Here is a 12,312-nt window from a genome sequence, read left to right on the forward strand (position 1 = left end):
GGGGATTTGTAATGAATTCAAAAGAATTTGCAAGAAACTTAATAGGGTTTATAGAGAAAAGCCCTACAGCTTTTCACTCAGTAGAGACATCTGAAGAGTTATTAAAATTAAATGGGTTTAAAAAACTTGACTCAAGAGAAGAATGGAAACTAGAGCAAGATGGAAAATACTATACAACTAAAAACTCATCAGCAATAGTTGCATTTACAATAAACACTAATAATTTAAAAGAAGATGGATTTAGAATAATAGGATCACATTCAGATTCTCCATCTTTTAGAGTTAAGCCAAATCCAGAAATGGAAGCTGAAAAAACTTACTTAAAATTAAATACAGAATGTTATGGAGGTCCTATACTAAATACATGGTTAGATAGACCGTTAGCAATAGCAGGAAGAGTTGTACTTAAAGGAAAAAGTGTATTAAGACCTGAGGAAACTTTAGTAAATATAAATAAACCTATATGTATAATTCCTAATTTAGCAATACACATGAATAGAGAAGTTAATGAAGGGGTAGCTCTTAATAAGCAAAAAGACATGTTACCATTAGTGGGATTATTAAATGATTCTTTAGAAAAAGATAACTTCCTTTTAAAAACTATAGCTAAAGAATTAGGAAGAAAAATAGAAGAAATTATTGATTTTGATTTATTTTTATACGAATATGAAAAAGGAATGTTAATAGGTCCTAATGAAGAGATGATATCTTGTGGAAGATTAGATAATCTTTCAATGGCGCATGCTAGCTTACATGCACTTATAGATGCTAAATCATTAAATGGAGTAAATGTAGTTGCTGTGTTTGATAATGAAGAAGTTGGAAGTTCAACTAAGCAAGGTGCTGATTCTAATATGTTATTAAATGTATTAGAAAGAATATCTTTATGCTTAGGTCAAAATAGAGAAGAATTTTTTAGAAGTTTATATTCTTCATTTATAATATCTGCAGACCTTGCACATGCAGTTCATCCTAATGTAGGAGAGAAGCATGACCCAACAAATAGACCTGTTATGGGTAAAGGTCCTGTTATAAAAATAAATGCAAATCAAGCTTATACTAGTGATAGTCAATCTACAGCTGTGTATAAAACTATATGTAAAGAAGCAGGAGTAAACTGCCAAGAATTTGTTAATAGATCTGATGTAAGAGGTGGAAGTACAATTGGACCTATATCATCTACGCATATAGATATACCATCTGTTGATGTTGGAAGTCCAATATTAGCGATGCACTCTATAAGAGAATTAGGATGCGTAGAAGATCATATGGATATATACAAAACTTTTAAAAAGTTTTATGAATTATAAGATTTAAATAGATAAATTAAAAAGGGGGGATGTATAAAAGGCTTTTACCTTTATACACCCCCTAAATTTATTATATAAATAAAAACTTAGGTTAGGAGTGAATTAGTATGAAAATAGGATTATGTTTAGCTGGTGGGGGAGCTAAAGGAGCCTTTCAAGCAGGTGTAATATATGGGTTATATGAAAGAGGTTTAGACTTTGATGTAATATCAGGAACTTCAATAGGAGCAATAAATGGTTATTACATATACACAAAAAATGTTAACAAGTTGAAAGAAATGTGGATAAATATTCAGACAATTGGTGAAAACGGTGTCAAGATAGTTGATAATACTGTGGATAACTCTTTAGCAATTGATTTATTAAGCAAACTTGAGGATAACTCTAAAATTAAGAAAAACTTTTATGTAAATTATGTGCAAATTGATAATTCAAGAATGAATGAAGTTGTAGTAGATATATCAAAAGAAAGTTATGAGCAAGGCCTAGACAGTATAAAGTATAGTTCACTGCTTCCTTTTAGACCTTCAAAAGATTTAAGCCCATCAGAACAATTTAAAAAAGATTTAATGGATGGAATATATAATGGATATAAATTAGATGGAGGAATGATAAATAATACGTTATTAAAACCATTGATAGATGAAAAAGTTGATAAAATTGTATTAATAACTATGAAGAAAGATTTTGAAGTACCAGATTATGTAAAGCAGGAATATAAGGAAGAAAATATAATTGTAGTAAAACCTAATATAGAATTTAGTAAAAATGCTACTTTAAATTTTGAAGGAGAGTTTTGTAAACAAATTTTTAATGAAGGATATGAAATATCTAAATCTTTAAATATTCTAGTCTAATAAATGGGAATTAGGCTCAAAATGTTGAATAAATCTGCGTATGCTAGTATAATAAAAAGGTTCTGAATTTGAAATATAAAAATGGAGTTGATATAAACTATGGCAACTAAAAGAATTGCTGTACTAGGTGGACCTAGATGTGGGAAGACAACATTAATACAACATTTATACGTTGAAATGAAAATAGCAGGCTTAGATGTAGGTTATGCGTTAGAGTACTCAACAGAATATTTAAGAGACAAAGGTATGATAGAAACTATATCTGAACAATATGGTATATACTTAGGTCAAAAGAAAATAGAAGATGATTTATCAGGATTTGAATATGCACTAACTGATTATGCTACATTTGTACCATATGTATATGGAAGATTTATGTTAGGTGATAGAAAAAGAACTAATAAAGAAATTCAAATTTTAAAAGACTTATATTGTCTAGCTATAGAAGATATACAAAACTATGATATGATAGTTTATGTTCCAAGACAATTTGGATATGTTAAAGATGGAGTTAGATGGCAAGATGAAAGTATTGCTATACAAATAGATGAAGCTATATTAAGTTTCTTAAAGTCTGAAAATATAAATTATGTAGAAGTATCAGGATCTACTAAAGATAGAGCAAAACAAATTTTAGATTTATTAGATATTAAATACGAAGAAACTGAATTGTTAGATTCAACTGATGAAAAATAGGCTGCTTAAATAAGTAGCTTATTTTTGTGATTTTTTATTATTATTGGTATATAATATAAAATGAGAATAAAAAAACTCATAAGAAAGGAAGTACATAAAATGGAAAATAAGAACCCTATAGTAACTATAGAAATGGAAAATGGAAAGCAAATAAAAGTTGAGTTATATCCACATATAGCTCCTAATACTGTTAAAAACTTTGTATCTTTAGTAGAATCAGGATACTATGATGGAGTTACATTCCACAGAGTTATACCTGGATTTATGATACAAGGTGGATGCCCTGATGGAAATGGAATGGGTGGACCAGGATACTCAATAAGAGGAGAATTCACTCAAAATGGACACACTAACAACTTAAAGCATGATAGAGGAGTTATATCAATGGCTAGAACAATGGCTCCAAACTCAGCTGGATCACAATTTTTCTTAATGCATGCTAATTCTCCACACTTAGATGGACAATATGCATCATTTGGTAGAATAATTGAAGGTATAGAAGTTGTAGATGAAATAGCTTCTGTAAGAACAGATAGAATGGACAAGCCTCAAACTCCACAAGTAATGAAAAAAGTTACTGTTGAGACATTTGGAAAAGACTATTCAGACGTAGAAAAAATGTAGTAGATAGCTTGTAGGATTGTATATTGATTTCCTTCACACGACAAACTGCGTTTGTAAGTGTTTCGTCAATCAACATACAATCCTACTTTGCTTTTATGTATAAGAAGAGTGTAGAATATAAAGGAAGAGAGATTCTTAAATTTTAAGAATCTCTTTTTTTAATTTATTGATTATTTTATAGTTAAAAAACATAATTAGATAGCTTATTATTTGTATTTTCTATATTTATAGAAAATGAAAAATAAGTGTAGTAGAATTAAAGCGACATAAATTGTAAAAGAATGATTTATAATACATTGTTTTCAATTAAATTCAGATAAAGGGGAACTGATTATGAGCGATTATAAAGATGAAATGAATGCAATTGAAAGAAAAGCTGCGTACTTTAGAGGAGAAAGGGTAGATAGATTACCGTGTAGTTTAATGTTTGAGGAAACTGCAGCGGTTTATGCAGGTATAGATGTAGAAGAATATTATTTTGATTCTGACAAAATGTTAGAAGCTGAAAAATATATAGTAAGGGAACTTGGAGTAGAGAGTGCTGGAATAAATGTTACGCTAAGAGGTATGGGGGAAGCGTTTGGAAGTAAAATGGGATATAATTCAGATAGGGCATCGCATTTAATCGAACCAGCATTAAAGGATTACAAAATGTTACAGCATATGGATATAGTAAATCCATTAAAGGATGGAAGATTACCAATAATACTGGATTCTTTAGGAAAAATAAAAAAAGAATTAGGAAAAGAAGTAAGTATCGGAAGTGGGGTATCAGGTCCGATTAGTGCAGCTTCAGCTGTTAGAGGTACTACAGATTTAGTTAGAGATATGATTAAGGATAAAGAAAATTTACATAAATTATTAGATTTAATGACGGAGTGCAATTTAGCTTATGCAAAAGAAGTATATGAACGTTATGGACTAGTTTGTGGAATTGGAGATCCAATATCTTCAGCTGATTTAATAAGTCCGAAACAGTTTAGAGAATTTGCAAAGCCATATCTTGAAAAAACTATAAATGGGATTTATAAAATTACTGGACAGAAGACAACATTACATATTTGTGGAAAAACAAAAGGTATATGGGAAGATATTGCAGATATGAATTTATCTGCATTCAGTGTAGATAACTGTGAAGATATAGAGCTTCTTAAAAATGTAATTGGAGATAAAATGTGTATAATAGGAAATATAGATCCTGTATCAATAGTAAGAAATGGATCTATAGATGATGTATATTCAAGTGTTAAGGAATGCATAGTAAAAGCTAGTGATAGTCCTAATGGGTATATAGTAGCTTCTGGATGTGATATACCTGCAGGAGCGCCAATTGAAAATATAAAAGCCGTAACAGAAGCTACTAAGAAATATAGTAGGGGAATAAAAATGGGAGAAAGTATAAATTAAATAGATAAAATAAAAAAGGTAGAAAATTTTCTACCTTTTTTATTTTATCTATTTATATTGAATTGACGTTTTGAAAATAAATTTCTTTAAAATGAAATTAATTTTCAAAAATGCAATAAAATTAGTTTAAAAGAGCTTAATAACAAAAAAATATTAGAAAAATATGAAAAAATATTGCAAGGAAAAAGTTTGCATGGTATTATTAAAACATAAAAAGAAAATAAATTTCAAAATGGAGATGTAGAAATGTTAGATATTATTAAAAATAAACTGATAGTATCATGCCAAGCTTTAGAAGATGAACCACTACATAGCCCATTTGTAATGGGTAAAATGGCTAGTGCAGCTAAAGAAGGTGGAGCTGTAGCAATTAGAGCTCAAGGGGTTGAAGATATAAAAGAAATTAAAAAAGCAACATCGCTTCCTGTTGTAGGAATTATAAAGAGGAACTATGAAGATTCAGAAATATATATAACCCCTACAAAGAAAGAAATAGATGAACTTTTAACAACTGGATGTGAAATGATAGCAATAGATGCAACTAATCGTAAAAGACCTAATAATGAAACTTTAAAAGATCTTATCGATTATATAAAAAGTAAAAATATTTTAATTATGGCGGATATATCCAATTACGAGGAGGGAGTAAATGCTCAAGAGTTAGGTGTAGATTGTATATCCACTACATTGTCAGGGTATACTTCGTACACTAAAAGTATAGATGGACCTGATTTTGAATTAATGAGAACACTTGTTAAGGATTTACATGTACCTATAATTGCCGAAGGAAGGATAAATACTCCTCAAGATTTACAGGAAGCTTATAAAACAGGTGTATATTCAGCAGTTGTAGGATCTGCAATTACAAGACCTCAAATTATTACAGCAAAATTTGCAAATGCAATAAATATATAAAAATATTATTAAAATACTGGAGGAAAGCATAATGAAAGGAATATACTCAGCATTATTAGTATCATTTGATAAGGAAGGAAATATAAATGAAAAGGGTTTAAGACAAATAGTAAGACACAATATAGATAATTGTAAAATAGATGGACTTTATGTAGGGGGATCTACAGGAGAGAACTTTATGTTATCTACGGATGAGAAAAAGAGAATTTTTGAGATAGCTAAAGATGAAGCTAAGAATGATGTGAAATTAATAGCTCAAGTAGGATCTGTTAATTTAAAAGAAGCTGTAGAGCTTGCTAAATTTACTACTGATTTAGGATATGATGCAATAAGCGCTGTTACACCATTTTATTACAAATTTGATTTCCAAGAAATAAAACATTATTATGAAACAATAATAAATTCAGTAGATAATAAATTAATAATATATTCAATACCATTTTTAACTGGTGTTAATATGAGTTTAGACCAATTTGGTGAATTGTTTGAAAATGAAAAAATAATAGGTGTTAAATTTACAGCAGCAGACTTTTACTTATTAGAAAGAATGAGAAAAAGATTCCCAGACAAATTAATATATGCTGGATTTGATGAAATGATGTTACCAGCTACTGTACTTGGAGTTGATGGAGCTATAGGTTCTACATTTAATGTAAATGGAGTTAGAGCAAGACAAATATTTGAGTTAGCTAAAGAAGGAAAAGTAGCAGAAGCTCTAGAGATACAACATATAACTAATGATTTAATAACAGATATATTAAACAATGGATTATATCAGACAATAAAAGCTATACTTGAGGAACAAGGTGTGGAAGCTGGATATTGCAGACAACCTATGAAAGAAGCTACAAATGAAATGATAGCAAAGGCAAAAGAGATTAACAATAAATACTTTAAATAAAATTAAAATTTAAAATAAATAAGGGATTATAAGCTAATAACTTGCAATCCCTTAAAATTTAATTTATATAACTGAAATTATAAGGAGGGCACAATACTATGGTTGGTTTTACAATGATAGATTTTGCAATACTAGTAGTTTACTTATTGGCAGTATTACTAGCTGGACTTCATTTTTCAAAAAAAGAGATGAAAGGAAAAGAATTCTTCAAAGGTGATGGAACTATTCCTTGGTGGGTTACTTCAGTTTCGATTTTCGCAACATTATTAAGTCCAATTTCATTCTTATCATTAGCGGGTAATTCTTATGGAGGAACTTGGATACTTTGGTTTGCACAATTAGGTATATTTATTGCAATACCACTAACAATAAAATTTTTCTTACCGTTATATAGTAGGTTGGACTTAGATACAGCATACCAATACTTAGAAATCAGATATCAAAGTAAAGGGCTTAGAGTTTTAGGGGCATTAATGTTTATAGTATATCAGATAGGAAGAATGTCTATAATTATGTACTTACCATCAATTGTACTAGCAGATCTTACTGGTATATCAGTAAATGTACTTATAATAGTTATGGGTGTAATAGCGATTATTTATTCATACACAGGTGGATTAAAATCAGTTTTATGGACAGATTTTATACAAGGGGTAGTACTTATAGTCGGAGTAACAGGTACTCTATTTTTCTTAATATCGAATATACAAGGTGGATTTGGAACTGTTGTTGATACACTAGCAACAGGAGAAAAATTCTTAGGTCAAAACGATGTTTTATTTGATCCTAACATATTAAAGACGAGTGTTTTTATAATATTTGTAGGAGCAGGACTTAATACATTCTCATCTTATGTATCAAGTCAAGATATAGTACAGAGATTTACAACTACAACAGACTTGAAGCAATTAAAAAAGATGACTTACGGAAATGGTGTATTATCAATAGGGTTAGCAACAGTATTTTTCTTAATTGGAACTTGTTTATTTATATTCTATAATCAAAATCCAGAACTTGCACAAACAGTTAAGCAAGATCAAATTTTTGCTTCATATATAGCATATCAATTGCCAGTTGGAGTAACTGGAATATTATTAGCGGCAATTTATGCAGCAAGTCAATCTACTTTATCAACTGGTCTTAACTCAGTTGCAACAAGTTGGACACTAGATATACAAACTCTAATTAGCAAAGATATGAGTTTTGAAAAGCAAACAAAAATTGCACAATACATATCTCTTGGAGTAGGAATACTATCAATAGGGGTCTCTATAGTATTAGCAAATGGAGAAATAAAGTCAGCATATGAATGGTTTAATAGTTTTATGGGATTGGTATTAGGCGTATTAGCAGGTATATTCGTACTAGGCGCATTTTGTAAACATGCTACAAAGTTTGGAGCATACGCTGGGTTTGTAGTATCAGCTATAATAGTTGTTTACTTAAAATATAATGTTCCAGAAGTTAGTTCTTGGGCATATTCGCTTATAACAATAACAACTTCAGTTGTAGTAGGTCAAATAGCTAGTATGATACAATTGAAAGTAACTAATAAATCTAATGATGTTAAGTCTGAGTCAACAGTTTATTATGAATCTAATTAGGAGGACTTTATAATGATATTTGGAAATATAAAACATGAGAAAACGTATTCAAACATTGGAGATGATCTAAAAGTCTGTTTTGAATATGCTAAAAAGAATGCATTATCTGAATTTGATAAAGGGAGTTATCAACTAGATGGTGATAATATATTTGTAAATATAGTAGAATATGAAACTTGTGAAAAAGAGCAAAGATTTTGGGAAGCTCATAAAAAATATATAGATATACATCTTATGCTTGAAGGAAGCGAAATAATAGATGTTGGATTTATTGAAAATTTAGTTCAAAAAGATTATCAAGAAAAAGAAGACTTTTTACCGTTAGAAGGGGAGTCAACAGGATCTATAAAATTAGAAGAAGGAGATTTTTTAGTTTGCTATCCAGAAGATGCTCATATGACAGCTATAAAGGTTAATAAAAAAAGTAGTATAAAAAAAGCTATATTTAAAGTTCGTTTAAAGTAGTTTGAAGAGGGAGGGTAGCTTAATACCCTCCCTAATGTGCTTTATTTAAAAATTATATTTATATAGGAGTATAGGCATGAAAAAATTTATTTGTATAGACATAGGTGGAACATCTATAAAATATGGTATTTTAAGAGAGACTGGAATTATAATAGAAAAAGGAAACATGGATACCAATGCATTGAAAGAAGGAGGGCAAGGTATATTTGAAAAAATAAAATACATAATTAGTAAATATTTGAAAAGTTATGAAGTAGAAGCTGTTTGTATATCTACAGCAGGCATGGTAGATCCAAAAGATGGGAAGATTTTATTTGCTTTAGAGCACTTAATACCTGGATATACAGGTATGGAAATTAAAAAAGAAGTTGAAAAAGAGTTTAATATAAGATGTGAAGTAGAGAATGACGTTAATTGCGCAGGCTTAGGTGAAATGTGGTTAGGAGCTGGAAAAGGAGCATCTTCTTCGGTTTGTTTAACTATAGGAACAGGTATTGGAGGCTGCATAATTATTAATAACGAACTAATTCATGGTTTTAGCAATAGTGCAGGGGAAATAGGCTATATGAAAATAAATGGGGAGGATTTTCAAAATGTAGCATCTACAACAAGCTTGGTTAAAAGAGTTGCAAGGTTAAAAAATATTGCAGAAGAAAGTATAAATGGCAAAATGATATTTGATATGGCGAAAAATAAAGATCAAGATTGTTTAAAAGAAATTGATTATATGATAAAATCATTAGCAATTGGAATAGCAAATTTATCATATATAATAAATCCTGAAGTAATAATTTTAGGAGGCGGAATAATGGCTCAAGAACAGTTTTTAAAGCCTAAGATAGAAGAGGCGTTAAGAAAAGAGCTTATAAAAACTATATATGAAAATACTAGAATCGAATTTGCCAAAAGACAAAATGATGCAGGTATGATAGGAGCATTATATAATTTTTTAAATAAAAAATAAATGAACAGAGGTTTTACTTATGGGAATTTTAGAAAACTTAGAGGCACCTAATTTTAAAGTTACAAAATCAGATAAAATACTTATAGAGTATATTAAAAATAATATAGAAGATGTTTTTTATAAACCTATTTCTCAAATTGCAAAAGAAAGTAATATAGGGGAAGCTACAATAACTAGATTTTCAAAAAAAATGGGATTTAGTGGTTTACAAGATTTCAAAGTTACTTTAGCACAAGAAATATCAAGTTTAAGTAAAAGTAGAAATATAATAAATAGCAATATAGAAAATAATGAACCTGTAATTGACACTGCGAAAAAACTATTAGCTACAAACATAAGTACATTAGAAAGTACAGTAGATATTATAAATGGTTCTGAGATTCATAAAAGTGCCCAATTAATAATAAATGCAAAAAGAATTTATTTTATAGGGATAGGGTACTCTGGAATAATAGCTCAAGATTCTAATTATAAATTTATGAGAATAGGATTAAATTGTTTAAGTTTTGATAGTAGCCATACTATGATAATGATGGCATCTATAATGCAAAAAGGGGATTTGGTAATAGCTATATCGCATTCAGGAGAAACTGAAGAAATTATAAAAACTGTTGAAATGGCAAAACAAAATGAAGTAGATATAATATCTATTACTAAAAAGAAAGAATCAAGTTTGAAGAGTACCTCGGATATTCATCTTGAGTATATATCAGAAGAAACATTATTAGAAACAGGATCTATATCATCTAAGCTTGCTCAAATATTTTTAATAGATTTAATTTACACTCAAGTTGTTAAGGAAAAGTTTAATGAAGCAATAGACATGAAAATTAAAACTACTGATGCAATAAAATCTTTAAAAAAATAACAATAAAAAAGGAGTATCTAAGGATACTCCTTTTTTATTATATGTTTTTCTTAACAGCTTCTGTTAAATTTGGAACTAATTGTTTCTTTCTAGAAACAGCTCCTTCAACAAACACTCCTTGAGAAGCATTAACACTAAATGCATCAGATATTATTTTATCTTCAGCTTTGTATATTAGATAAGATCCTTCTTTTATTATATCTGTAATAGCCAATACTAACATATCGAAATCAGTACTGTTTATATAGTTTAAGAATTCAGCTTGCTTATTAAGAACAGCATCTATGTCTAAAGTAAATACTTGTCCTATTCCAACTTTTTTACCTTCCATATCAAAAGGTTTGAAATCCATATTTACTATTTCTTCAACTGTAAATCCATCTAATGAAGAACCAGCTTTAAACATATCCATAGCATATTTTTCAACATCTACTTTAACTATTTTATTTAATTCTTCAACAGCTTTTTTATCCATATCTGTAGTTGTTGGAGACTTGAATAATAAAGTATCTGATAGTATAGCAGACATTAATAATCCAGCTATCTCATAAGGTATTTCTATATTATTTTCCTTAAACATTTGAGTTATTATTGTACAAGTACATCCAACAGGCATTAATCTCATTGATAAAGGAGTAGAAGTTTGCATTCCTCCTAATTTATGATGATCAACTACTTCAACTAATTCAGCATCTTCTAAACCATCTATACTTTGTCCGTACTCATTATGGTCTACTAGTACAACTTGAGGCTTACCTTCTAGTACTAAGTTAGCATCATCCTTGCATATATTTGATATAGAAGATAATACAGTTGGAGCCTCAACTTTGAAGTGGTCTAAAACGTACTGAGCTTCTTTTCTTACTTCACCTAAAGCGTAAGCTTTAGCTGTATTTCCTAATTGATTTTTTAAGTATGTTAATGATATTGATGAACAGATAGAATCTGTATCTGGGTTTTTATGACCGAAAACTAATAAAGTCATTTTAAATCTCCTTTCATATTTAAAAAAATTTATGGATTAATTTTTCTTAAGTTAACAAAATTAAAAACTTTAATCGTAGCTTATATTATATCAAAAGGAGGGAAAAATTTGCTACAAAAACACAAAAAAATTAATAAGAATAAACTTTTAATACTGTTTATATTTATAGGTATTTTAATAGGGGGGATAATTTCATCAAGACTAATTTTTTCCGAAAAACCACCACAGGACACATCTAAGGTATTAAATACAATAGAAAAAGTAGCAGAACTTTCAACTTCTAAGTACAATTATAGCAATATAGTTACTATTACTAAGGATAAAAGTTTTAAAAATATTAAAATCCCATTCACAGAAAAATCTTTTATTATAAAGTACAATGGTATAGTAAAGGGTGGGGTAAACTTAAAAGACATAACAATTGCAAACAACACAAGAAATTCAATAACTATAAACATTAATAAGTGGGGGATAATAGAACACTATATAGATGAAGAAAATGTATATATATATGATGTAAAAAATGCACTATTCAATAGAGTTGAGGTAAATGAGGTTTTAAAAGAACTATCCAATAGCAAGAAAGAATATGAAAAGAAAGTTATAGATGAAGGGTTTTTAGAGGAAGTTAAGATTAGTATAAAGAAAAATTTAGAAGGTAATCTAAAAAATTTAGGATATAAAGAAGTTATTATAAATTTTAAAGAATAGTAATT

At 28.8% G+C, this 12,312-nt stretch carries 13 protein-coding genes; 12 read left to right on the forward strand and 1 reads right to left on the reverse strand.

All coding sequences use genetic code 11. The features are described from left to right. Positions 1-11 precede the first annotated feature (11 nt). From GFJ41_RS12270 to GFJ41_RS12320, 11 genes are all read left to right on the forward strand, one after another. Positions 12-1,310 carry a M18 family aminopeptidase gene (locus GFJ41_RS12270; protein ID WP_170075456.1) on the forward strand — a complete coding sequence of 433 codons (1,299 nt, stop codon included), beginning with the start codon at positions 12-14 and terminating at the stop codon, positions 1,308-1,310. 107 nt (positions 1,311-1,417) lie between these two features. Then, positions 1,418-2,167 (forward strand): patatin-like phospholipase family protein, encoded by a 750-nt coding sequence (locus tag GFJ41_RS12275; RefSeq protein WP_170075457.1) that lies wholly within the window; start codon positions 1,418-1,420, stop codon positions 2,165-2,167. A 99-nt stretch (positions 2,168-2,266) separates the two neighbouring features. Continuing rightward, on the forward strand, positions 2,267-2,863 hold the full coding sequence (locus GFJ41_RS12280; protein WP_021428476.1) for an ATP/GTP-binding protein: 597 nt from the start codon (positions 2,267-2,269) through the stop codon (positions 2,861-2,863). A gap of 99 nt (positions 2,864-2,962) precedes the next feature. After that, entirely contained in the window at positions 2,963-3,487 is a 525-nt protein-coding gene (locus tag GFJ41_RS12285) for a peptidylprolyl isomerase (protein ID WP_021428410.1), read from the forward strand. Positions 3,488-3,820: 333 nt separating this feature from the next. Beyond that, positions 3,821-4,894 (forward strand): uroporphyrinogen decarboxylase family protein, encoded by a 1,074-nt coding sequence (locus GFJ41_RS12290; RefSeq protein ID WP_170075458.1) that lies wholly within the window; start codon positions 3,821-3,823, stop codon positions 4,892-4,894. A gap of 246 nt (positions 4,895-5,140) precedes the next feature. Further along, a complete protein-coding gene (locus GFJ41_RS12295) occupies positions 5,141-5,809 on the forward strand; it encodes an N-acetylmannosamine-6-phosphate 2-epimerase (protein ID WP_035117005.1) in 669 nt (222 codons plus the stop codon). A gap of 31 nt (positions 5,810-5,840) precedes the next feature. Further along, a complete protein-coding gene (locus GFJ41_RS12300; protein ID WP_021431673.1) occupies positions 5,841-6,710 on the forward strand; it encodes an N-acetylneuraminate lyase in 870 nt (289 codons plus the stop codon). 98 nt (positions 6,711-6,808) lie between these two features. Beyond that, a complete protein-coding gene (locus GFJ41_RS12305; RefSeq protein ID WP_170075459.1) occupies positions 6,809-8,314 on the forward strand; it encodes a sodium:solute symporter family protein in 1,506 nt (501 codons plus the stop codon). Between the two features lie 12 nt (positions 8,315-8,326). Beyond that, positions 8,327-8,779: a NanQ anomerase/TabA/YiaL family protein gene (locus tag GFJ41_RS12310; protein ID WP_170075460.1), complete on the forward strand. Its 453-nt coding sequence runs from the start codon at positions 8,327-8,329 to the stop codon at positions 8,777-8,779. Positions 8,780-8,855: 76 nt separating this feature from the next. Continuing rightward, positions 8,856-9,743 (forward strand): ROK family protein, encoded by an 888-nt coding sequence (locus GFJ41_RS12315; protein WP_170075461.1) that lies wholly within the window; start codon positions 8,856-8,858, stop codon positions 9,741-9,743. Between the two features lie 19 nt (positions 9,744-9,762). Continuing rightward, positions 9,763-10,611 carry a MurR/RpiR family transcriptional regulator gene (locus GFJ41_RS12320; protein WP_148551365.1) on the forward strand — a complete coding sequence of 283 codons (849 nt, stop codon included), beginning with the start codon at positions 9,763-9,765 and terminating at the stop codon, positions 10,609-10,611. Positions 10,612-10,648: 37 nt separating this feature from the next. Here the strand turns inward: GFJ41_RS12320 and GFJ41_RS12325 are convergent, their stop codons facing one another. Further along, entirely contained in the window at positions 10,649-11,596 is a 948-nt protein-coding gene (locus GFJ41_RS12325; protein WP_170075462.1) for a manganese-dependent inorganic pyrophosphatase, read from the reverse strand. A gap of 108 nt (positions 11,597-11,704) precedes the next feature. Between GFJ41_RS12325 and GFJ41_RS12330 the strand changes: the two genes are divergently transcribed. Further along, positions 11,705-12,307: a DUF4230 domain-containing protein gene (locus GFJ41_RS12330; protein WP_021428438.1), complete on the forward strand. Its 603-nt coding sequence runs from the start codon at positions 11,705-11,707 to the stop codon at positions 12,305-12,307. Positions 12,308-12,312: the final 5 nt, after the last annotated feature.

The sequence above is a fragment of the Paraclostridium dentum genome, assembly GCF_012922555.1.
Taxonomy (GTDB): Bacteria; Bacillota; Clostridia; order Peptostreptococcales; family Peptostreptococcaceae; genus Paraclostridium; species Paraclostridium dentum.